22 protein-coding genes are annotated in these 22,920 nt (G+C 67.1%); 20 read left to right on the top strand and 2 right to left on the bottom strand.

Annotated elements, in window-relative coordinates; all coding sequences use genetic code 11:
* Positions 1-120 precede the first annotated feature (120 nt).
* Entirely contained in the window at positions 121-1,284 is a 1,164-nt protein-coding gene (locus tag VGV06_17540) for an acyl-CoA dehydrogenase family protein (protein HEV2056948.1), read from the top strand.
* Positions 1,281-2,060, top strand: a complete 780-nt coding sequence (locus tag VGV06_17535; GenBank protein HEV2056947.1) for an enoyl-CoA hydratase/isomerase family protein — start codon at positions 1,281-1,283, stop codon at positions 2,058-2,060. Before VGV06_17540 ends, VGV06_17535 begins: the two co-directional genes overlap by 4 nt.
* 12 nt (positions 2,061-2,072) lie before the next feature.
* Here VGV06_17535 and VGV06_17530 read toward each other — a convergent pair whose 3' ends face one another.
* Positions 2,073-3,125 carry a 2-dehydropantoate 2-reductase gene (locus VGV06_17530; GenBank protein ID HEV2056946.1) on the bottom strand — a complete coding sequence of 351 codons (1,053 nt, stop codon included), beginning with the start codon at positions 3,123-3,125 and terminating at the stop codon, positions 2,073-2,075.
* A 56-nt stretch (positions 3,126-3,181) separates the two neighbouring features.
* Between VGV06_17530 and VGV06_17525 the strand changes: the two genes are divergently transcribed.
* From VGV06_17525 to VGV06_17505, 5 genes are all read left to right on the top strand, one after another.
* On the top strand, positions 3,182-3,937 hold the full coding sequence (locus VGV06_17525) for an ABC transporter ATP-binding protein (GenBank protein HEV2056945.1): 756 nt from the start codon (positions 3,182-3,184) through the stop codon (positions 3,935-3,937).
* Between the two features lie 22 nt (positions 3,938-3,959).
* A complete protein-coding gene (locus tag VGV06_17520) occupies positions 3,960-4,682 on the top strand; it encodes an ABC transporter ATP-binding protein (GenBank protein HEV2056944.1) in 723 nt (240 codons plus the stop codon).
* A gap of 48 nt (positions 4,683-4,730) precedes the next feature.
* Positions 4,731-5,942: an ABC transporter substrate-binding protein gene (locus tag VGV06_17515; protein HEV2056943.1), complete on the top strand. Its 1,212-nt coding sequence runs from the start codon at positions 4,731-4,733 to the stop codon at positions 5,940-5,942.
* Between the two features lie 84 nt (positions 5,943-6,026).
* On the top strand, positions 6,027-6,914 hold the full coding sequence (locus VGV06_17510) for a branched-chain amino acid ABC transporter permease (GenBank protein ID HEV2056942.1): 888 nt from the start codon (positions 6,027-6,029) through the stop codon (positions 6,912-6,914).
* An 88-nt stretch (positions 6,915-7,002) separates the two neighbouring features.
* On the top strand, positions 7,003-7,893 hold the full coding sequence (locus VGV06_17505) for a branched-chain amino acid ABC transporter permease (protein ID HEV2056941.1): 891 nt from the start codon (positions 7,003-7,005) through the stop codon (positions 7,891-7,893).
* On the opposite strand, the gene VGV06_17500 is transcribed toward VGV06_17505, so the two are convergent.
* Positions 7,877-8,230 (bottom strand): hypothetical protein, encoded by a 354-nt coding sequence (locus tag VGV06_17500; GenBank protein ID HEV2056940.1) that lies wholly within the window; start codon positions 8,228-8,230, stop codon positions 7,877-7,879. The two genes, VGV06_17505 and VGV06_17500, sit on opposite strands and share 17 nt — an antisense overlap.
* Before the next feature lie 276 nt (positions 8,231-8,506).
* On the opposite strand from VGV06_17500, the gene VGV06_17495 reads away from it, so the two are divergent.
* The 13 genes from VGV06_17495 to VGV06_17435 all read left to right on the top strand — a co-directional run.
* Entirely contained in the window at positions 8,507-10,417 is a 1,911-nt protein-coding gene (locus VGV06_17495) for an AMP-binding protein (protein HEV2056939.1), read from the top strand.
* Positions 10,418-11,293: an ABC transporter ATP-binding protein gene (locus VGV06_17490; protein ID HEV2056938.1), complete on the top strand. Its 876-nt coding sequence runs from the start codon at positions 10,418-10,420 to the stop codon at positions 11,291-11,293.
* Positions 11,294-11,330: 37 nt separating this feature from the next.
* Positions 11,331-12,224, top strand: coding sequence for a branched-chain amino acid ABC transporter permease (locus tag VGV06_17485; GenBank protein HEV2056937.1), 894 nt, complete (start codon positions 11,331-11,333; stop codon positions 12,222-12,224).
* Positions 12,225-12,368: 144 nt separating this feature from the next.
* The gene (locus VGV06_17480) at positions 12,369-13,445 is read left to right on the top strand and encodes a branched-chain amino acid ABC transporter permease (protein ID HEV2056936.1); all 1,077 of its coding nucleotides are present in this window, start codon (positions 12,369-12,371) and stop codon (positions 13,443-13,445) included.
* 32 nt (positions 13,446-13,477) lie between these two features.
* A complete protein-coding gene (locus VGV06_17475) occupies positions 13,478-14,788 on the top strand; it encodes an ABC transporter substrate-binding protein (protein HEV2056935.1) in 1,311 nt (436 codons plus the stop codon).
* A 25-nt stretch (positions 14,789-14,813) separates the two neighbouring features.
* Complete coding sequence (locus VGV06_17470; protein HEV2056934.1) at positions 14,814-15,629, top strand: ABC transporter ATP-binding protein; 816 nt, start codon at positions 14,814-14,816, stop codon at positions 15,627-15,629.
* Complete coding sequence (locus VGV06_17465) at positions 15,626-16,417, top strand: ABC transporter ATP-binding protein (protein ID HEV2056933.1); 792 nt, start codon at positions 15,626-15,628, stop codon at positions 16,415-16,417. The genes VGV06_17470 and VGV06_17465 overlap by 4 nt, the downstream gene beginning before the upstream one ends.
* Positions 16,418-16,433: 16 nt before the next feature.
* Entirely contained in the window at positions 16,434-18,326 is a 1,893-nt protein-coding gene (locus tag VGV06_17460; protein ID HEV2056932.1) for an AMP-binding protein, read from the top strand.
* A complete protein-coding gene (locus tag VGV06_17455; protein HEV2056931.1) occupies positions 18,319-19,215 on the top strand; it encodes a branched-chain amino acid ABC transporter permease in 897 nt (298 codons plus the stop codon). Before VGV06_17460 ends, VGV06_17455 begins: the two co-directional genes overlap by 8 nt.
* A gap of 3 nt (positions 19,216-19,218) precedes the next feature.
* Positions 19,219-20,286, top strand: a complete 1,068-nt coding sequence (locus VGV06_17450) for a branched-chain amino acid ABC transporter permease (protein ID HEV2056930.1) — start codon at positions 19,219-19,221, stop codon at positions 20,284-20,286.
* Positions 20,287-20,310: 24 nt separating this feature from the next.
* A complete protein-coding gene (locus VGV06_17445; protein ID HEV2056929.1) occupies positions 20,311-21,558 on the top strand; it encodes an ABC transporter substrate-binding protein in 1,248 nt (415 codons plus the stop codon).
* A 91-nt stretch (positions 21,559-21,649) separates the two neighbouring features.
* Positions 21,650-22,444 carry an ABC transporter ATP-binding protein gene (locus tag VGV06_17440; GenBank protein ID HEV2056928.1) on the top strand — a complete coding sequence of 265 codons (795 nt, stop codon included), beginning with the start codon at positions 21,650-21,652 and terminating at the stop codon, positions 22,442-22,444.
* A 128-nt stretch (positions 22,445-22,572) separates the two neighbouring features.
* A partial coding sequence (locus VGV06_17435) for an AMP-binding protein (GenBank protein ID HEV2056927.1) occupies positions 22,573-22,920 on the top strand: 348 nt, incomplete at its 3' end.

Below are 22,920 nucleotides of genomic sequence, written 5' to 3'. Positions count from 1 at the left end.
TCGCGCGGCGGCGGCGCCCTGCGCTTCGGGGCGCGCTACGGCTCGTCGGACTCGCTCCGGAAGGCACCCCCGGCTCGCGGCGCCGGCTGGGGTTGGTGGTCGTGGCAAGGGAGATAGCGCGTGGACTTTGAGCTGACGCGGGAGCAGCGGGCGGTCCGGGCCATGGCCCGCGAGTGGGCGCTCGCCGAGGTCGCCCCCGTGATCCACCGCTACGACGAGGCCCACGAGTTCCCCCACGAGATCCTCCAGAGCCTCGGCAAGACCGGGCTCTTGGGCGCGCTCGTGCCGGAGGAGTACGGCGGCGCCGCGCTCGACTACGTCTCGTACGCGCTGGCCGTCGAGGAGCTCAACCGCGTCGACGCCTCGGTGGGCATCACGATGTGGGCCCACAACTCCCTCTGCACGAACCACATCGCGCTCTTCGGCTCGAAGGAGCAGAAGGCGGCGTACCTGCCGCGCCTGGCGCGCGGCGAAATGCTGGGCGCCTGGGGGCTGACCGAGCCGGGATCGGGATCGGACGCCGCGGCGATGACGTCGCGAGCGGTCCCCGACGGCCCCCGCTTCATTCTCAATGGCAGCAAGGCCTTCATTACCAACGCGGGCGTGGCGGAGGTCGCCGTCGTGATGGCCGTCACCGACCCGGCGCGGGGCAACAAGGGCATCTCCGCCTTCGTGCTCGAGCGGGGCATGCAGGGTTTCAGCGCCGGACGCCCCTACCGGAAGCTCGGGCTCCATGCCTCGAACACCGCCGAGCTCATCTTCGACAGCGTTGCCGTGCCCGCCGCCAACCTCGTGGGCGAGCTCCACAAGGGCTTCGTCAACACCCTGCAGGTGCTCGAGGGCGGCCGCGTCGCCATGGCCGCCATGGCTGTCGGCATCGCGCAGGCCGCGCTCGACCAGGCGCTCGCATACATGAAGCAGCGGCGGGCCTTTGGCAAGACGCTGGCCGAGTTCAACGGGCTCCAGGGCATGATCGCCGACATCGGCACGGAGGTCGAGGCCGCGCGCCTCCTCACGCTCCGCGCCGCGGCCCTCAAGGACGCGGGACGGCCGGCGAAGACGGCCGCATCGATGGCAAAGGTCTTCGCGTCTGAGGTCGCGATGAAGGCCGCGAGCAAGGCGCTCCAGATTCACGGCGGCGCGGGCTACATCACGGAGTTCCCCATCGAGCGTATCTTCCGCGACGCCAAGGTGACAGAGATCGGCGAGGGCACCTCGGAGATCCAGCGCATGGTCATAGCCCGCGACATTCTCGGATTCGGTCAGGAGCGGACGTCCCCATGACGGAGCCGAGCGTGCTCTACGAGGTGCGGGACGGCGTCGCCACGCTCACGCTCAACCGTCCCGGCGTGCTGAACGCCCTTCACCACGATCTCGCGGCGCAGCTGGCGGATCACGCGGAGGCCGCGGCCAAGGACCGGGACGTCTGGGTGGTCGTCGTCCGGGGCAGGGGCCGGGCGTTCTCCTCGGGCATGGACAGGGAGGAACTCTCGGCGGGGCGCATCGGCGAGGCCTTCTACCGGCATTGGATCCGCGGGCTCAATTGCCTCGAGGACATGGACAAGCTCGTGGTCGCGGTGCTCCACGGCTACTCGATCGGCGGCGGGCTCCAACTCGCGGTCGCGTGCGACCTGCGCCTGGCGGCCGACGACGCCGTCCTTGGGCTCGGCGCCACGCGCCACGGCCTCATCCCGGACGGCTCCATTCTGCGGCTTGCCCGCATCATCGGTCTCGGGCGCGCCAAGGAGCTGACGCTGCTGAACGACCACATCGAGCCCGGCGCGGCGCTCGCCATGGGGCTCGTCAACTGGGTGGTGCCGGCGGCGCAGATCGATGCCAAGCTCGGCGAGATCGTCGAGAAGGCTTTCCACGCCTCGCGCACGGCCACGGGCCACGCCAAGCGGCTCCTGCACGCGTCTTTCCACGCGGACCCGCGCGACATGATCGAGGAGATCGTGCGCGCGCAGCAGGACTGCATGGGATCGTGGGAGATCGAGGTGGCGAACCAGGCCTGGGACGCCTCGAAGAGGGACGCCCGCTTCTTCCCTCGTACCCGCTAGGCCCCGCCGGAGCTAGGCGCCGGCGGCCGTGAGCGCCTGCTCGATCAGCTCGGGGGCGGGCCTGCGGGCGCCCGCGTCGATCTCGCGCACGAGGCCGACCACGACCGACCCGAGGGGCGTCGCCACCCCGAGCTCGCGCCCGCGAGCCACCACGTGGCCGTTCATCTGCTCGATCTCCGAGCGCCGTCCCTTGGTCACGTCCTGCGCCATCGAAGCGCGCCAGTTCCGGCCCGAGCCGCCCTTGGGCACGAGCATGGCGTCGAGCTCGGCGTAGACGGCCCCGTCGTCCGCTGCCGCCCAGGTCTTCGCCTCCGCGCCGCCGAACTTGGGGATCGAGTAGCCGGCCGCCAGCCCGACGCGGGCCGACTCGGATGCCAGGCGGATGGTGATCTCGCGCCCACGCGGCTGTGCCGCGATCTCGAGGCTGCCGAGCCCGGTCATCGCCTGCACGGGATTCCCCATCGCGTTCGCGCAGAGCTTGGACCAGCGCTCGCCCCAGAGGTTGTCCGTCGCCTTGGCGCCGTCGATGACGGAGAGCATCTTGGCCAGCGCCTCGACGCGGGGCGTGATCCTGCCGTCGTGCTCGCCGGCGCGGAACACGTCGTGCCCGGAGCCGCTGCCCTTCTCGGCGCCCCGCTCGACGCGCCCGGGCTCCCAGAGGGCGACCGCGATCTTGGACATGACGAGCCCGACCGAGCGATCCGGCCCGGCGATGGCCGCCACGACGGGGTCGTTCCAGCAGTTTTGCGCCGAGACGACGTAGGCATCAGGCCCGAGGCGAGGAAGGGCCATGTGCGTCGCCCACGCGGTGTCGTAGGCCTTGACCGCCACGAATGCGACGTCGAAGTCGGCCCCGAGCCGCTGCGCCTCGTGGATGTGGAGCGCCGCCGGCCGCGCCTCGAAGGGCTCATGCGGCCCGCTCACGCTGATGCCGTGGGCGCGTATCGCCTCGACCTGCGCGGGCCAGGGGTCCACGAGCGTCACCTCGTGCCCGGCCCGGGAGAGGAAGCCGCCGAGATAGCTGCCGATCGCGCCTGCGCCGATGAAGAGGAGTCGTGGGCTCATGGCACGCATGATATCCGCTTGCGCGGTCCGAACGCCACCGTTATCATCGGCCGAACATGCCCACCGACGTGATCCTCGAGACCGATGGTCTGACGAAGGAATTCCGTGGCTTCGTGGCGGTCAAGGACGTCAGCCTCCGGGTTCGGCGCGGGACCATTCACGCCCTGATCGGGCCGAACGGGGCGGGGAAGACCACTTGCTTCAACCTGCTGACTCACTTTTTGGTGCCGACGCGCGGGCGCATCACCTTCAACGGCCGGAACATCACGGGCTCGCGCCCGGCGGACATCGCGCGCCACGGGCTCGTGCGCTCGTTCCAGATCTCGGCCGTGTTCCCGCATCTGACGGTGCTGGAGAACGTGCGCATCGCGCTCCAGCGGCGGCGCGGCGGGTCGTTCGACTTCTGGCGCTCGCAGGCCGCGCTCGATGCGCTGAACGATCGCGCGCTGGAGCTGCTGGAGGCCGTCGGGCTGGGCGGCTTTGCCGGGCTCCAGGCGGTCGAGCTGCCCTATGGACGGAAGCGCGCGCTCGAGATCGCCACGACGCTCGCGCTGGAGCCCGAGATGCTGCTGCTCGACGAGCCCACGGCCGGTATGACCCACGAGGACGTGGACCGCATCTCCGCCCTGATCAAGCAGGCCGCGGCGAACCGGACGGTGCTCATGGTCGAGCATAACCTGAGCGTCGTCGCGAACCTGTCGGACACCATCACGGTCCTGGCTCGCGGCGAGATCCTGGCCGAGGGCGACTACGCCGCCGTGTCGCGCAACCCCGACGTCATCCAGGCCTACATGGGCCAGGGTGACGGCTGAGAGCCCGATGGCTGAGGGCCCGATGGCTGATGGTCGGCCGCCCGGGGGCGCGCTGCTCGAAGTGCGGGACCTCCACGCCTGGTACGGCGAGTCGCACATCCTCCACGGCGTGGACTTCGAGGTGCGGCAGGGCGAGGTGGTGACGCTCCTCGGCCGCAACGGCGCGGGGAAGACTACGACACTCAAGTCAGTCATGGGCATGGTGTCCCGCCGCCGCGGGTCGATCCGCTTCGACGGGCGAGAGCTCATCATGCTGCCGTCCAACCGCATCGCGCGCCTGGGCCTGGCCTTCTGCCCCGAGGAGCGCGGCATCTTCGCGAGCCTCAACGTCGAGGAGAACCTGCTGCTCCCGCCCGTCGTCCGCGAAGGCGGCCTCGGCGCTGACGCCATCTTCGGGCTCTTCCCCAACCTCAAGGAGCGGCTGAGGAGCCAGGGTACCAAGCTCTCGGGCGGCGAGCAGCAGATGCTGGCCATCGGCCGGATCCTCCGCACAGGGGCCCGGCTCCTGCTGCTGGATGAACCGACCGAGGGATTGGCGCCGGTGATCGTCCAGCAGATCGGCGCGACGATCCGACGGCTCAAGGCCGAGGGATTCACGATCCTGCTCGTCGAGCAGAACTTCCGCTTCGCGGCGACCATGGCCGACCGCCACTACGTCATGGAGCGCGGCTGCGTCGTGGACATGATCCCGAACGAGGCGCTCGAGGCGAGCATGGGCAGACTGCACGACTACCTTGGGGTATAATTCCGGCGCCCGGATCTGTTACCACCCGAACAAAGGAGCAGGAGACCCATGATGAGGAAGACACTGATAGTGCTGGCGGTGCTGCTGGCTTTCGCCGCCGACCCGGCTCAGGCCCAGATCTCGGACGGCGTCATCAAAATCGGCGTGCTGAACGACCAGTCCGGGCTGTACGCCGACCTCGCGGGCGCCGGCTCCGTGGTCGCGGCGCGCATGGCGGTCGAGGACTTCGGCGCTGCCGCCAAGGGCATGAAGGTCGAGATCGTCGCCGCCGACCACCAGAACAAGGCCGACGTCGGCTCGGCCATCGCCCGGCAGTGGTACGACGTGGACAAGGTCGACCTGATCGTCGACGTGCCCAACTCCGGCGTGGCGCTCGCCGTCAGCCAGATCACGAGGGACAAGGCCAAGGCGTTCATCGTCTCGTCGGCCGCGACCTCCGATCTGACGGGCAAGGCCTGCTCGCCGAACACCGTCCACTGGACCTACGACACCTGGGCGCTGGCCAACGGTACGGGCAACGCGGTCGTCAAGACAGGCGGGGACAGCTGGTTCTTCATCACCGCCGACTACGCCTTCGGCCACGCCCTCGAACGCGACACCGAGGCGGTCGTGCTCAAGAACGGCGGCAAGGTGCTGGGCAAGGTCCGGCACCCGCTCAGCACGCAGGACTTCTCGTCGTTCCTCCTGCAGGCGCAGGCCTCGAAGGCCAAGGTCATCGGCCTCGCCAACGCCGGCGGCGACACGACCAACGCGATCAAGCAGGGCGCCGAGTTCGGCATCGTCAAGGGCGGCCAGAACTTCGCCGGCCTCCTCGTCTTCCTCACCGACGTGCACGCCCTCGGCCTCGAGAAGGCCCAGGGGCTGCTCTTCACCGAGACGTTCTACTGGGACATGAACGATAAGACGCGCGCCTTCGCGAAGCGCTTCGCCGAGCGCAACCGGGGCATCCACCCGACCATGATCCACGCGGGCGTGTACGCCGGCGTGTCCCACTACCTGAAGGCGGTCGAGGCGCTCAAGTCGGACGACGGCACCAAGGTCATCGCCAAGATGAAGGAGATGCCGACGGATGATCCGCTCTTCGGCAAGGGCACGATCCGCGCGGACGGGCGGAAGATCCATCCCGCGTACCTCATCGAGGTCAAGAAGCCCTCGGAGTCGAAGTACGCGTGGGACTACTACAAGATCCGGGCGACCATCCCGGCCAACGAAGCCTTTCGCCCCATCGACCAGGGCGACTGCCCGCTGGTGAAGAAGTAGCGTGAGGGCGCGGCGGAGAGCGGGGGTGCCCCCGCTCTCCGCCGCCAAGCCGCACGCCCCCGCCAGCGCGGTCAACACCCAATAGTGTCCACCGTCTTCGGCGTACCCACCCAGGCGCTCTTCGGTCAGCTCCTGATCGGGCTGATCAACGGCTCCTTCTACGCCGTGCTGAGCCTCGGGCTGTCGGTCATCTTCGGCCTGCTCAACATCATCAACTTCGCACACGGCGCCCAGTACATGATGGGCGCGTTCGCCGCATACTTCCTGCTGCAGTGGTCGGGGCTCGGGTACTGGTGGGCGCTTCTCGTGGCGCCGATCGTCGTGGGCTTCTTCGGCATCGTCCTCGAGCGGACCATGATCAGGCGGCTCTACCACCTCGACCATCTCTACGGCCTCCTGCTGACCTTCGGCTTCGCCCTCGTGATCCAGGGGATGTTCCGTCACCAGTTCGGCTCCTCGGGACTGCCGTACGCCATGCCGGCGCAGCTCGCAGGCGGGCGAAACCTGGGCTTCATGTTCCTGCCCAACTACCGCGCCTGGGTCATCGTGTTCTCGCTCGGGCTGTGCCTCGGGACGTGGTACGTCATCGAACGGACCAAGCTGGGTTCGTACCTGCGGGCCGCCACCGAGAACCCGGCGCTGGTCCAGGCCTTCGGCGTCAACGTGCCGCGCATGGTGACGCTCACGTACGGCTTCGGGGTCGCCCTGGCGGGCGTCGCAGGAGTGCTGGCGGCGCCCATCTACCAGGTCAACCCGCTCATGGGCGCCGACCTGATCATCGTCGTCTTCGCGGTCGTCGTCATCGGCGGCCTGGGGTCCATCATGGGCTCCATCATCACCGGCTTCACCCTCGGCGTGGTCGAGGGGCTGACCAAGGTCTTCTACCCGGAAGCCTCCAACACGGTGATCTTCGTGATCATGGCTGTCGTGCTCTTGTTCAGGCCCACGGGCCTCTTCGGGCAGGACAAGTAGCGTGGCCACGGCCCCGGAGGTTGCGGCCGCGCCCGTCCTCGAGACGCCCGCCGCGTCCGGCAGTCACCAGATCGTGGCCTTTGCCGTCATGGTCCTTCTCCTCGTGGTGGCGCCCTTCTTCGTCTACCCGCTCTTCCTCATGAAGGCCCTCTGCTTCGGCCTCTTCGCGTGCGCGTTCGGTCTCTTGATCGGCTACGTCGGGCTCCTGTCGTTCGGCCACGCCGTCTTCCTCGGGTCTGCCGGCTACATCTCTGCGCACACGGCCAAGGTCTGGGAGTGGCCGCCCGAACTCGCCATCCTGGCGGGCACCGTCGCGGCGGCGGCTCTCGGCGTCGTGATCGGGGCGCTCGCGATCCGGAGCAAGGGCATCTACTTCGCCAATATCACGCTCGCGCTCGCGCAGATGGTCTACTTCTTCTACGTCCAGGCGCCCTTCACCCATGGGGAAGACGGCATCCAGGCTGTGCCTCGCGGGATGTTCCTGGGCGTGTTCGACCTGCGTCACACGCTGACGATGTATTTCGTGGTGCTGGCGATCTTCCTGGCGGGCTTCCTCGTGATCTACCGGGTCATCCACTCGCCGTTCGGGCAGGTGCTCAAGGCCATCCGGGAGAACGAGCCGCGCGCGGTCTCTCTGGGCTACGCCGCCGAGCGCTACAAGCTCCTGGCCTTCGTGCTCTCGGGCACGCTGGCGGGGCTCGCAGGCGGCACCAAGGCCATCGTCTTCCAGCTGGCCTCGCTGACCGACGTGCACTGGACCATGTCGGGCGAGGTGGTGCTCATGACGCTTCTGGGAGGACTCGGCACGGTGTTCGGGCCCGTCGTCGGGGCCTTCATCATGATCACCCTCGAGCACTACCTGGCCCAGTTGGGCGCCTGGGTGACGGTCGTCCAGGGGCTGATCTTCGTCGTCTGTGTGCTGACCTTCCGCCGCGGTGTGGTGGGCGAGCTAGCCAAGTTGATTAAGAGGCCTCTGTAGTCCCTCGGCCGCCCCGCGCGATCGAGGCCCGGCACCGGTCTTCGAAGTCCTTGTGTATCTTCTCGTATCTGGCCTTGATCTCCGCCAGTTTGCGCTCCCACTCGAGACCGGCCTGCCGCCGCTCTCCGGTTCGGCAGGCCTCCCGGCCGGCTCCCGCCTGGCAGCGGGCGAGAGCCTTGTCGAGCGCGTCCCGGTGGATGTCTTCGACCTGCTCGATCTCCGACAGCCGGGCGTAGTCGATGAGCGCCCGGGCGCGCTCGGGCGCGGCGCAGTCCAGCTCGAGCTGGGCTGCCGCGCCGGCGGACCCCAGAATCAGCCAAATGAGCCATCCCGCCATTGCGTCCCTCATCCTAACAGAGGGGCCGTAAACCCTTGTCTTACCGAGCCAATGGCTTGACAGGCCCATGACCCTCGGCTAGAATCTCGCCACTCCAGCGTGAGGTTCAGCGCTGCGACACTCCCGAGATCTCCAGATCGGCGGCCGGACGAATGCTTGGGATAGGGGTATGGAGACGCACTCCAACGGCGTAGGCGGGCAGGGCACGGTGTACAACCACGCGACCCGCGCGGCAGGGCGCGGTCGACTGCGCCCCGATTGCGTTACGACGGTGTGATGGAGCCCTCGGCCGAGACACTGCCGCAGCTCCTGCTCGCCCAGGCCGAGCGCTGGGGGAATCGCCGCGTCGCCATCCGCGAGAAGGAATTCGGCATCTGGCAGGCCTACACGTGGCGCCAGTACGCGGACCACGTCCAGCGCATCGCCTTGGGATTGGCCAGCCTGGGCTTCCGCCGCGGCGACAAGATTGCCGTCATCGGCGATAACCGCCCGCAGCTCTACTGGACCATGGTGGCGGCCCAGGCCCTGGGCGGGGCGCCAGTGCCCATCTACCAGGACTCCATCGCCGCGGAGATGCATTACGTCATCGACCACTCCGAGTCCCGCGTGGTCGTCTGCGAGGACCAGGAGCAGGTGGACAAGATCCTCGAGATGAAGGACAAGCTGCCCGCGGTCGAGATGGTCATCTACGACGACCCGAAGGGCATGCGGCACTATGACTACCCATTCCTCCAGAGCCTCGACAAGGTCCAGGAGCTGGGCGCGGGGTTCGCCGTCGCGCACCCTGGGTACTGGGACGCCGAGGTGGCCAAGGGCAAGGCCTTGGATCTCGCCATCATCAACTACACGTCGGGGACGACCGGCTTTCCTAAGGGCGTGATGATCTCCCACGGGGCGCTCATCAGCACCGCCAGGAACTTCCTTCAGGCCGAGCGGCTGGACGAGCGCGACGAGGTGATGGCCTACCTGCCGATGGCCTGGATCGGCGACAGCTTCTTCTCGCTGGCGGTGGCCTTTCTCTCCGGCTGCACGGTCAATTGCCCTGAGGACGCCTCGACGGTCCGGCACGACTTCCGGGAGATCGGCCCCACCATGACATTCGCGCCGCCTCGCATTTGGGAAAACATTCTCTCTCAGGCCCAGGTGCGCATCGAGGATGCCAACTGGCTCCAGCTCCGGCTGACGAAGTTCTTCCTTCCGCGCGGCATGCGCAAGGCCAAGCTCGAGCTCGAGGGCAAGCCCGTGTCCGTGGGGCTCCGCGCGCTGTGCTCCCTCGGGCGGTGGCTCGTCTTCGACCCGCTCCGCGACCAGCTGGGCTTCCGCCGCATCCGCGCGGCGATCACGGGCGGCGCCGCCCTCGGGCCGGAGATGATGCAGTTCTTCCGCGCCATCGGCGTCAACCTCAAGCAGCTCTACGGCGCCACCGAGTGCTGCGCCCCGGCGACCTTGCACCGTGACGGCCACGTCAAGCTCGAGACCGTCGGGCCGCCCATCCCAGGCGTCGAGATCACGCTCTCCGAGCGGGGCGAGGTGCTCATCCGCACCGCGGGCCTCTTCTCGGGCTACTACAAGAGCCCCGAGCAGACCGCCGCCGCGCTCAAGGACGGCTGGCTCCACACCGGCGACGCGGGCCTTTTCGACCCGGACGGGCAGCTGGTCATCATCGACCGCGTCAAGGACGTGGCCACCCTCCACGACGGCACGGTCTTCGCCCCCCAGTACATCGAGAACAAGCTCAAGTTCAGCGTCTACATCAAGGAGGCCGTAGCGGTGGGCAATGAGCGGCCCTACGTCGCCGTGATGGTCAACATCGACATGGAGGTTGTCGGGAACTGGGCCGAGCGGCGCGGCATCGGCTACTCGGGCTACACCGACCTCGCCCAGAACCCGGCCACCTACGACCTGCTCCACGAGGAGATCCGCCGGACCAACCAGACCCTGGCTCCGTCGCAGCGCGTCACGCGCTTCGCCATCCTGCACAAGGAGCTGGACCCCGACGATGCCGAGATCACGAGAACCCGGAAGCTCCGTCGCGGGTTCATCAATGAGAGGTATGCGCCCATCATTGCCGCTCTCTATGACCCCAAGGCCGCGAGCGTCGCCGTGAAGGTCACGGTGACCTACGAAGACGGCAGGACGTCGGACATGGAGCGTCAGGTGCGGATCATGGACGTGGAAGGGGTCTAGATGCCGGTGACCCTCGCTGAGCGACCGATCCCGGGAGCAGGCGCTGCAGGCGCCCCACGCTGGGAGCCTCTACTCCGGGTCGACGACATCACCGTGCGGTTCGGGGCGGTGCAGGCGCTCTCCGACGTGAGTGTGGACGTCTACCGAGGAGAGATCGTCGCGATCATCGGCCCGAACGGGGCGGGGAAGACCACCCTGATCAACGTCATCAGCGGCTTCTACCATCCCCAGAAGGGGCGGATCCTGTTCGAGGGCAAGGACAGGACCCAGCTCAAGCCCTACGACGTGGCCGCCCTCGGCGTCGCCCGGACGTTCCAGAACGTCGCCCTGTTCAAAAGCATGACCGTGCTGGACAACATCATGACCGGCCGGCTGCTCAAGATGCGCGGACACTTCCTCCTGGACGCTATCTACTGGGGGCCTGCCAGGCGGCAGGAGCTCGAGCACCGGGCCGCCGCCGAGCGCGTCATAGACTTTCTGGAGATCCAGGCCATCCGCAAGACGCCAGCCGGCCGGCTGCCCTACGGCCTCCAGAAGCGGGTGGAGCTGGCCCGCGCGCTGGCCGCCGAGCCGCAGCTCCTCCTGCTGGACGAGCCGATGGCCGGGATGAACGTCGAGGAGAAGGAGGACATGTCCCGCTTCATCCTCGACGTCCACGACGAGTTCGGCACGACCATCGCCCTGATCGAGCACGACATGAGCGTGGTGATGGACATCTCCGACCGGGTCGTGGCGCTGGACTACGGCCGGAAGATCGCCGACGGCCCGCCCGAGGTCGTGCGGAAAGACCAGGTCGTGATCGACGCCTATCTTGGGGTGGACCATGGGGGGGTCGCCCATGGGGGAGTGGATCATGGGGGGGTCGCCCATGGTTGACCTCCTCCGGGCGGTGTTCTTCGCGCCGTTCGCCGACATGGCGGGCAACGTCACGTTTCTCGTCGAGGTGCTCGTCGGCGGCATCGCTGCGGGCCTCATGTATTCTCTCGTCGCTCTGGGATTCGTCCTGATCTTCAAGGCCTCGGGCGTGTTCAACTTCGCCCAGGGAGTCATGGTGCTCTTCTCGGCGCTCACGCTGGTCGGCCTGATGGAGCGCGGAGTGCCGGTGCCGGCCGCTCTCGCGCTGACGGCGCTGACCATGATCGCCCTGGCGTTCGCCATCGAGCGCGTGGTGCTGCGGCCGCTGGTCAACCAAGAGCCCATCATCCTGTTCATGGCGACCATCGGGCTCAACTTCTTCCTCGAGGGTTTCGGCGAGATGGTCTGGGGCGCCAACGTCAAGAAGCTCGACGTCGGGATCCCCGACACCTCGTTCATCGTGCGCGGGGTGCAGATGAACCGGCTGGAGCTGACCGCGGCGCTGACCGCGGCCGTCCTGGTGGCGATCCTGGCCGTCCTCTTCCAGCGGACCAAGATAGGCCGGGCGCTCCGGGCGGTGGCCGACGATCACGAGGCGGCGCTCAGCATCGGCATCCCGCTCAAGACCATCTGGGTCGTCGTCTGGTCGGTGGCCGGCCTGGTAGCCATCGTGGCGGGGATCATGTGGGGCGCCAAGAGCGGCGTGCAGTTCAGCCTGTCGCTGATCGCGCTCAAATCGCTGCCCGTCCTCATCCTGGGCGGCTTCACATCGGTGCCCGGCGCCATCGTCGGCGGCCTCATCATCGGCGTGGGAGAGAAGCTCGGCGAGGTGTACTGGGGTCCGCTCGTCGGCGGGGCCATCGAGAACTGGTTCGCGTACGTCCTGGCGCTGACCTTCCTGCTGTTCCGGCCCCAAGGGTTGTTTGGCGAGAAGATCATAGAGCGCGTATAGAGCGATGATAACGGCCCATCTGCTTCGTTGCCGCCCTCGGCCGCACGCTCAACGTACAGAGAGTACGCCTCGCGTGCGGCCCTCGGGCGGCGCCTCGCATCTGGACCCTTCTCATCGCTCTAGAAATCGGGAGAGGGTCGGCGCGTGATCTACAGGGAGACCGGACAGTTCAAGAGCAGCTACGCCAGCGACCAGGCCATCTTCCCGGTCGTGCAGGATAGGATCTTTGTCCTGCTGGTGGTCGCCGCGGCGTTCCTGGTGCCACCGCTCGCCGCGAACGACTACTGGCTGCAGGCCGTTCTCATCCCGTTTCTCATCTACGCCTTGGCGGCGCTGGGGCTGAACCTCCTCACGGGATACGCGGGGCAGGTGTCGCTGGGCACGGGCGGATTCATGGCCGTCGGCGCCTACTCGGCGTTCAAGTTTTCGACCAGCTTCCCCGGGCTCAATATCATCGTTGTCTTCCTCCTCTCAGGCCTCATCGCCGCCCTCGTGGGCGTCGTGTTCGGCGTGCCCAGCCTTCGAATCAAGGGCTTCTATCTAGCAGTGGCGACGCTTGCGGCCCAGTTTTTCCTCATCTGGCTCTTCAACAAGGTGCCGTGGTTCGTGAACTACGCCTCGTCCGGCACCATCACCGCGCCGACGCGCACCGTGCTCGGGGTCATGGTCACCGGACCCCAGTCGACGGCCGGGGCGCGGTACGTGGTGGCGCTCGGTCTCGTCGCAGTGTTCGCCCTCATCGCCAAGAATCTGGTGCGCGGGCGGGTGGGGCGGTCGTGGATGGCCATTCGCGACCGGGACATCGCCGCCGAGATCATCGGCGTGCGTCCCCTGCGCACCAAGCTGCTGGCTTTCGCCATCAGCTCGTTCTACTGCGGCGTGGCCGGCGCCGAGTTCGTGTTCCTGTACCTCGGCAGCGCCGAGACGCTCGCCTTCGACATCAACTTGTCGTTCCTGGTGCTGTTCATGGTCATCATCGGGGGCTTAGGGAGCGTGCTCGGGTCGTTCCTTGGCGCGGGCTTCATTGTGCTCGTCCCGATCTTCCTGACCAATGTTCCCCACCTGATCGGGCTGTCGCTGCCGGTGGCCCTGCAAAAGCAGATGGAGCTGATGGTCTTCGGCGCTTTGATCATCTTCTTCCTGATCGTCGAGCCGAACGGGCTCGCGCGGCTGTGGCAGATCACGAAGGAGAAGCTTCGGTTGTGGCCGTTTCCCCACTAGCGCAAAGGAGCGTAACTATGACGAGAGGAAGAATGGCGTTGATCGGCCTGCTGGCCCTGGCGGTCATGCTCGGGCCCTTAGCCTCCGTCGTGCCCGCGCAGCAGGCGCAGGGTATTTTCGTTCCGCTGCTAGTCTACCGGACTGGTCCGTATGCGCCGAGCGGGATCCCGATCGCGAATGGGTTCGTGGATTACTTCACGCTGGTCAACGAGCGGGATGGCGGCATCAACGGCGTCAAGCTCGTCTGGGAGGAGTGCGAGACCCAGTACGACACCAAGCAGGGCGTCGAGTGCTACGAGCGGCTGAAGGCAAAGAACCCGGTGCTGGTCAACCCGTACAGCACGGGCATCACCTACCAGCTGATCCCCAAGGCCGCGGTGGACAAGGTCGTCGTCTTCTCCATGGGCTACGGGATGACCGCCGCGGCCGATGGGCGCTGGTTCCCCTGGGTCTTCAGCTTCCCGACGACTTACTGGAGCCAGGCGTCCGCCGTCATCCGCTACATCGGCCAGCAGGAGGGCGGGCTCGACAAGCTCAAGGGCAAGAAGATCGCCCACATCTATCACAACAGCCCCTACGGCAAGGAAGCCAACCCGACGCTCGAGGAACTGGCCAAGAAGTACACCTTCGAGCTGACGCTGCTTGCCGTGGACCATCCCGGTCAGGAGCAGAAGGCGACGTGGCTCCAGGTCCGCCGGCTCAATCCCGACTGGATCTTCCTGTCGGGCTGGGGCGTGATGAATCAGGTCGCGGTCAAGGAAGCCGCGTCCACCGGCTTCAGGATGGACCACCTCATCGGCAACTGGTGGTCGGCCAACGACTCCGACGTCGTCCCCGCCGGCGAGGGTGCCAAGGCCTACAAGGGCGCGACATTCCATCATCCGGGCACCAACTTCAGGGTCTTCCAGGACATCGTCAAGCACGTCTATGACAAGGGCAAGGGCGCCGGGAAGAAGGAGGACATGGGCGCGCCGCTCTACAACCGCGGCGTCGCCAACGCGATGTTCTCCGTCGAGGCGATCCGCACCGCGATGGGCAAGTACGGCAACAAGGTGCTCACGGGCGAGCAGGTCCGGTGGGGGTTCGAGAACTTCAACCTGACGGAGCAGCGGCTCGACCAGCTCGGCATGAAGGGCTTCACGAGGCCGATCAAGGTCTCCTGCGAGGACCACGAGGGCAATGGCCCCGTGCTGATCCAGCAGTGGAACGGCCAGAAGTGGCAGGTCGTCTCGGAGTGGCTCGCGCCGATGCGCGACGTCGTCCGCCCGAAGGTCGAGCAGGCCGCCATCGAGGAAGGCAAGAAGCTCAACTACACGCAGCGCGACTGCTCGAAGGAGAAGTAGCGCGGTGGTGGGAGGATACGGCGCCGTGAGCGACACGCCCTCGCCGCTGCTGGCGGTGAACAACATCGAGGTGATCTACGATCACGTGATCCTCGTGTTGAAGGGCGTGTCGCTCGCCGTCCCCGATGGGGGCATCGTCGCCCTCCTCGGGGCCAACGGCGCCGGCAAGAGCACCACGCTCAAGGCCATCTCGGGCCTGCTCCGGACGGAGCGTGGCGACGTGACCAAGGGGAGTATCGAGTTCATGGGCGAGAGCATCAGGCGGAAGGACCCCTCCGAGGTGGTGCGGCGCGGCATCGTGCAGGTCATGGAGGGGCGTCACGTCTTCGAGCATCTGACCGTGGACGAGAACCTGCTCACCGGCGCCTACACCCAAGCCGATGGCCGTGCGATCAGGCGTGACCTGGATTTGGTGTACACGTACTTCCCGCGCCTGCGGGAGCGGCGGGGCGTCCGCTCCGGGTATGTCTCCGGCGGCGAGCAGCAGATGGTGGCCATCGGACGGGCCCTCATGGCGCGTCCGAAGCTCATGCTGCTGGACGAGCCGTCGATGGGCCTGGCGCCCATGCTCGTGCAGGAGATCTTCGACATCGTCAGCCGGTTGAACCGGGAGGAGGGCGTATCGGTGCTCCTGGCCGAGCAGAACGTCTCCATGGCGCTCCGCTTTGCGGACTACGCCTACGTCATGGAGAACGGCCGGGTGGTCCTCGACGGCGACCGCAAGGCGATCAGCGAGAACGAGGACATCAAGGAGTTCTACCTCGGGCTCTCGGGCGTCGGCCAGCGCAAGAGCTACCGCGACGTCAAGCACTACAAGCGCCGGAAGCGGTGGCTGTCGTGAGCAACCAGCTCGAGATCAGCGAGGTGTCCAAGGCGTTTGGCGGCGTCCAGGCCGTAGCCCGCGTGAGCCTGGACGTGCGGCAGGGTGAGATCCTCTCCATCATCGGGCCCAATGGCGCCGGCAAGACCACGCTGCTCAACATGATCAGCGGGTTCTACCATCCCGACGTGGGGCGCATCCTGCTGGACGGCGCCGACCTGACGCACCTCAAGCCCAGCCGCGTCGCAGAGCTGGGCGTGGCGCGCACCTTCCAGAACATCGCGCTGTTCCGGGGCATGACGGTGCTCGACAACCTCATGCTCGGGCGGCACGTCCGCATGAAGTCGGGCGTGCTCGCGTCCTTCGTCTACTGGGGGCTGGCCCAGAAGGAGGAGGTCGCCCACCGGCGGCGCGTGGAGGACATCATCGACTTCCTGAAGATCCAGGACCTGCGCCGGCAGCCGACCGGGTCCCTCGCCTACGGGCTCCAGAAGCGCGTGGAGCTGGGGCGCGCGCTCGCGCTCGAGCCCAAGCTCCTGCTCCTGGATGAGCCCATGGGCGGCTGCAACCACGAGGAGAAGGAAGACATGGCGCGATTCGTGCTCGACGTCAACCAGGAATGGGGCACGACCATCATCCTGATCGAGCACGACATGGGGGTGGTGATGGACATCTCGGACCGCGTCGCGGTGCTCGATATGGGTCAGAAGATCGCCGAGGGCACGCCGGACGAGGTCAAGGCCAACCCGCGCGTCATCAAGGCCTATCTCGGCGACACGAAAGTGCGCGAGGAGGCCGACCGTGGCTGAGCCCGTGACGCTCCCGATGCTGCTGCAGCGCAACGCTCGAGACTTCCGCGATCGCCCCGCCATCCGGGAAAAGGACCGCGGGATCTGGCAGACGTATACGTGGAGCGAGTATCACAGCAACGTGCGCGACTTTGCCCATGGCCTGGCGGCCCTCGGCTTCAAGCGCGGCGAGAAGCTCTCCGTCATCGGCGACAACCGGCCGCGGCTCTACTGGGCGCAGGTGGCGGCGCAGGCGCTGGGCGGCGTGTCGGTGCCCGTGTACCAGGACTCGATCGCGGGCGAGCTCGCCTACGTCTGGCAGCACGCGGAGGTGTCCGTCATCGTCGCCGAGGACCAGGAGCAGGTGGACAAGATTCTTGGACTCAAAGACCAGCTGCCCGCCCTCCGCCTCGTGATCTTCGACGACCCGCGGGGCATGGGCCACTATCGGCATGATTGGCTCAAGGCCTTCCCCGACGTGGAGGCGCTGGGACGGGAGTTCGAGAAGGCGCATCCGGGCTACTTCGAGCGGGAAGTGGACGCGGGCCGGCCCGACGACGTCGCCATGATCGCGTACACCTCGGGCACGACTGGCAACCCCAAGGGCGCGATGCTGACCCACGCCAACGCCGTCGAGACGGCACGGATCTTCATGCGCGCCGAAGACGTCCGGCCCGATGACGAGTGGCTGTCGTACCTGCCCATGGCCTGGGTCGGCGACGCCATCTACTCGCTCGTGCTGAGCCTGGCGGTCGGCTTCTGCTGCAATTGCCCTGAGAGCCCGGAAACGGTCCAGCGCGACCTGCGCGAGCTCGGGCCCACGACGCTCCTGGCGCCTCCGCGCATCTGGGAGAACATGCTGACCTCCGTGCAGCTCCGGTCGGCCGACGCCACGCCGCTCAAGCGCTGGGTGTTCGAGCGCTCCCGCGCCGTGGCCGAGCGGGCCGAGATCCTCCGCTCCGACGGCAACCCGGTGCCGGCGGGGCTGCGCCTGCTCTGCGCGCTCGGCGAGTTCTTCGTGTACCGGCCGATCCGCGACCAGCTTGGCCTGCGTCGCGCGCGCTGGTGCTATACGGGCGGCGCGCCGCTCGGGCCCGAGACGTTCCGCTTCTTCCGGGCCTTCGGCGTCAACCTCAAGCAGGTCTACGGCTCGACAGAGGTCTCCGCGCTTGTCTCCATCCAGCCCGACAGCGAGGCCAACCCGACCACGGTCGGCAAGCCGTGCCCGGGAATCGAGGTCAAGATCGGTGACAAGGGCGAGGTGCTGATCCGGGGCGCCGGGGTGTTCAAGGGCTACTTCAAGTCGCCCGACGCCACGCGAGAGGTCATCGATGCCGACGGCTGGTTCCGTTCGGGCGACGCCGGGTTCGTCGATCCGCGCGGGCACCTCGTCATCATTGACCGCGCCAAGGACGTGGGAGCCATGGCGGACGGCACGCCCTTCGCGCCCCAGTTCATCGAGAACAAGCTCAAGTTCAGCCCGTACGTCCGGGAGGCTGTCGCCTTCGGCGACGGGCGGCCTTCCGTGTGTGCCATGATCGCCATCGACTCGAACACGGTCGGCAACTGGGCCGAGCGGCACCGCGTGCCGTACACGAGCTACATGGATCTCTCGCAGAAGCCGGAGGTGCGGGAGCTCATCCGCGAGGAGCTGCTGAAGGGCAATGCGACGCTGCCGGACTCGACCAAGGTGCGGCGGTTCCTGCTGCTGACCAAGGACCTCGAGGCCGATGACGCGGAGATGACCCGCACCCGCAAGCTCCGACGCAGCTTCATCGCCGAGAAGTACGCCGCCGTGACCGACGCGCTCTACTCGGGCAAGGACGAGGTGGAGCTTTCCACGGTCGTGACGTACGAGGACGGCCGGCAGGCAACCATCCACTCGCGCGTCCGGCTCGAGGACGTCGAGAAAGTTCCCGCTCGTGTCTGACGACTTCGGCTTCTTTCTGCTCCTGCTCTCCAACGGGGTCCTCGTCGGGCTGATGTACGCGCTCATCGCGCTGGGCTTCGTGCTCGTCTACAAGGCGACCGACGCCATCAATTTCGCCCAGGGCGAGTTCGTGATGATCGCGGCGCTGGTGGTCGCGGGGGGCCTCGCCGCGGGCGGGATGCCGCTCTGGCTGGCCATCTCCCTCGGCCTCGCGAGCATGGTCGCCTTCGGCTTCGCGCTGGAGCGGGTGGTCCTGCGCCGGCTGATCGGTCGCCCGGTCGTGGCCGTGGTCATGGCCACCATCGGGCTCGCCTCCATCCTGCGCGGTATCGGCCCGTCCACCCTCGGCGCCGGGACCAAAACGCTGCCGCTGCCCATCCGCGAGGCGCCGTTCATCGTCGGCCCGCTCTTCATCCCGCCGATCCAGCTGCTCGGCGCGGCGGTGAGTCTCACGTTTCTATCCGCGTTCGGCTGGTTCTTTATGAAGTCCCGGAAAGGCATCGCCATGCGCGCGGTCGCCGACAATCAGCAGGTGGCCATGGCCATGGGCATCAACGTCGAGCGCTACTTCGGCCTGGCGTGGGCGATGACGGGAATGGTATCCGCCCTGGGCGGCATTATCTGGGGTAACCTGCTGGGGGTCGACGTGAACCTCTCCCTGGTGGGCTTCAAGGTGTTCCCGGTGGTGATCCTGGGAGGGCTCGACTCCATCCCCGGCGCGATCGTCGGCGGCCTCATCGTGGGCATCGTCGAGAACATCGCCGCCGGCTACGTGGACCCGTACGTGGGCGGCGGAACCAAGGACTTCATCCCGTACGTCCTCATGATCGTTGCGCTGATGGTCAGGCCGTACGGCATCTTCGGCAAGCGCATTATCGAGAGGGTGTGAGCCGTGATCCATCGTGAGTGCGGAGTCCTCAAGACCAGCTACGAGGCGGACATGGCGTTCTACCCGCTGCCCATCGCCCGGTGGACGGTGGCCGTCCTCGCCGTGCTCTTCTTCGCGGTCATCCCGCTGGCGCTGCACGAGTACTACCTGTCCGTGGCCAACCTCGTCTGGATCGCCGTCATCGGCGCGCTCGGCCTCAACATCCTGGTGGGCTACACGGGGCAGATCTCGATCGGCCACGGGGCGTTCATGTCGGTCGGCGCCTACACCGCGGCGAACCTCGCCACGCGCCTCGACTCCCCATGGCCCGTCAACCTCCTCGCGGGCGGGCTCATGGCGGCGGCAGTGGGAGCCGTGGTCGGCATCCCCTCCCTCCGCATCAAAGGTCTCTACCTGGCCATCGCGACCCTCGCGGGCCAGCTCATCATCGAGTGGACCATCAACCACGTGACGTTCATCAGCGGCGGGGTGCAGGCCTCCATCTCCGTCCCGCGGCCGCGCCTGGGCTCGATGGTGCTCTCCAGCCAGCGCGATATGTACTACTTCCTGCTCGTCTTCGTGGTCCTCGCCATCGTGGGAACCATGAATCTCGTGCGCAGTCGCGTGGGGCGCGCCTTCATCGCCATCCGCGACCAGGACATCGCCGCCGAGATCATCGGCATCGACATCTTCCGCTACAAGCTTTTGGCCTTCGCCGTCTCGTCGTTCTACGCCGGCGTGACCGGCGTGCTCTACACCTACTTCCTCGGCATCGCCAACTACGAGCAGTTCCAGATCGGCGTGTCCATCGACTACCTGGCCATGATCATCGTCGGAGGGCTCGGCTCCGTCCTGGGCTCGATTTTCGGTGCCATATTCATCACCCTGCTGCCCATCGTCATCCGTCTCACCATGGAGTCCTTCGGTGGCCTGTTCTTCGCTCCGCAGACCGTGCTGAACCTCATCCCCAACCTCCGCCTCATGCTGTTCGGCGCCCTGATCATCTTCTTCCTGGTCGTGGAGCCGGACGGGCTGAATCGCTTGTGGCGGAACATCCGGAACTACTTCCGCATCTGGCCGTTCGCGTACTGAGGTACGCGAGGAAAGGAGAAGCTCATGCGACGCAGCCTGATCGTTCTGTTGATGGTGGTGATCGGTTCGATGGGGGCCCTTGGGGGCGCCTCGCCGGCGGCAGGCCAGGAGATCGTCATCGGCGTGCAGTGCGACCGGACGGGAGCCACACAGATCGTGGGGACCGTCCTGTGCCCCGGCTTCCACGACTACATCGCCCTCGTGAACTCCAAGGGCGGGGTCGAGGGCCGGAAAATCAAGGCCCTCGAGATCGACCACGAGTACAAGGTGCCCCCGGCCGTTGAGTCATACGAGCGCCACAAGAAGGAGGGCGCGGTGACCATGGCCGTTTACGGCACGCCCCAGATCTACGCTCTCGCCGCCAAGCTGACCGAGGACCGGATCCCCGGCACGTCGCCGGGCTTCGGCAGCGCCGCCGCCGCCGACGGCATCCGATATCCCTACATCTTCCCCATCGCCGCCACCTACTGGTCGCAGGGCGCGGCGGCGGTGGACTTTGTGAAGAAGCAGATGATGGGCGGGAGCCTCAAGGGAAAGAAGATCGCATTCATCTTCTATGACAACCCCGCCGGGCGCGAGCCGATCGAGGTGCTCGAGGACCTTGCGACCCTGGAAGGCTTCCAGCTCAAGATCTTCGCCGTGCCGCCCCCGGGGGTGGAGATGGGCGCCCAGGTGCTCGACATCGCCCAGCGCTACCGCGCGGACGCCGTGATCGCGCATCTCTTCGGCGGCGCCCCCGCGGTGTCGATCAAGGAGTTCAAGCGCGTGGGCTACCCGCTGAACAAAGTCGTGTCGTTCGTGTGGGGCTCGGCGGAGGCGAACATCGACGCCGCCGGCGGCTTCGCCGCGGCCGAGGGGTACTACACGATGCAGTTCGCAGGTGTCGGAACCGACTACCCGGTGCTGAACGAGATCCGAGAGATGTACAAGAAGGAGGGCAAGCCGGCGCCGAAGGAGATGGCCTCCACCGTCTTCTACAATCGCGGCGTGCTCATTGCCGCGCTGCACGTGGAAGCCATCCGCAACGCGCTCAAGGCCAAACCGGACGGGAAGATCACCGGGGTCGATACGAAGGCCGGCTTCGAGAAGATCTCCGGCTTCACCCTCGGCGGGCTCGTGCCGCCGCTCAAGATCACGCCGACCGACCACGAGGGCGGCGGGCTCGTCCAAATCTGGCAGGTGAAGGGCGGCAAGTTTGTGAAGGTCACCGAGTGGTACTCGGCGTATACCGACGTCGTGGCCAAGCACATCAAGGCGGCCGCCGCCAAGTAAGAGCCGCGACGGCGCGCGGCGAGAGGCCAGCCGCGAGAACGGGAGAGAGGCATCGGAGGGGGCATCTCGCCCCCTCCGATCCGAGACCGATATGCTGACGCTCAACAACGTCGAGGTCGTCTACGACAACGTCATCCTCGTGCTCAAGGGGGTGTCGCTCGAAGTGCGTGACGGGGGCATCACGACGCTCCTCGGCGCCAACGGCGCCGGGAAGACCACCACGCTCAAGGCTATCTCTGGGGTCCTTCGAACCGAGCGCGGGGAGGTGACCAAGGGCTCGATCGAGCTCAACGGCGAGCGGATCGACCGCGTGCCGGCCTACGACATGGTCAAGCGCGGCGTGGCGCAGGTCTTCGAGGGGCGCCGCGTCTTCGAGCATTTGAGCACTGAGGAGAACCTCATCGTCGGCGCCCACATCCAATCCGACCGCCAGCGGGTCGCCGGCGGGATCGAGCGCGTGTACCAGTACTTTCCGAAGCTCAGGGACCGCCGCTCGGTCCAGGCCGGCTATCTCTCGGGGGGCGAGCAGCAGATGCTCGTCATCGGGCGCGCGCTGATGTCCGATCCTCGCGTCATTCTGCTCGACGAGCCGTCGCTGGGCCTCGCGCCCATGCTCGTCGAGGAGATCTTCGAGATCGTCGCGCGGCTGAACCGCGACGAGCAGCTCACAGTTCTGCTGGTCGAGCAGAACGCCGCCCTTGCCCTCGCCATCGCCCAGCACGGCTATGTCATGGAGAACGGGCGGATCGTGCTCGACGGTCCCGCGACCTCGCTGCGCGATAACGCCGACATCAAGGAGTTCTACCTGGGATTGACCGAGGTGGGTGCCCGGAAGTCGTACCGGGACGTGAAGCACTACAAGCGTCGCAAACGCTGGCTGAGCTAGCCATCGACAGGGAGAGGGAGTGGCTCGGCGGGCTGGAGGCCATCAAGGTGGTCGTAGGAGCTCCTGGCGATCCTCGGGCCCAAGAAGAAGGACATCGTCGGGCAGTGACGGGAGGCTGACCGCCCGGCATGAGTGTGCACGCATTCACGGTCTACGACATGATCGCGCGCGGCGCGTCCGTGTACGGCGACGCGCCCGCCGTCATCCAGGGCGACCGCCCCCTGTCGTTCAGAGAATTCAGGCGTCGGATCGACGCGCTCGCCGAGGGCCTGGCGGCCCTGGGCATCGGCAAGGGCGAGCGTATCTGCATCCTGGCGCAGAACCATCCCGCGTATCTCGAGCTGTACGGCGCCTGCGCGCGCCAGGGCATCATCGCCTATCCCATCAACTGGCGATTGACCGAGCAGGAAGTGGAGCGCGTGATGGAGCGCGCGGCGCCGCAGATGATGGTGGCCGACGCGTCGACGCTCAGCGTC

Source organism: Candidatus Methylomirabilota bacterium, from assembly GCA_035936835.1.
Taxonomy (GTDB): Bacteria; Methylomirabilota; Methylomirabilia; order Rokubacteriales; family CSP1-6; genus AR37.
Note: the sequence above shows the minus strand (reverse complement) of the source record. Positions and strands in the feature narration are given on the sequence as shown.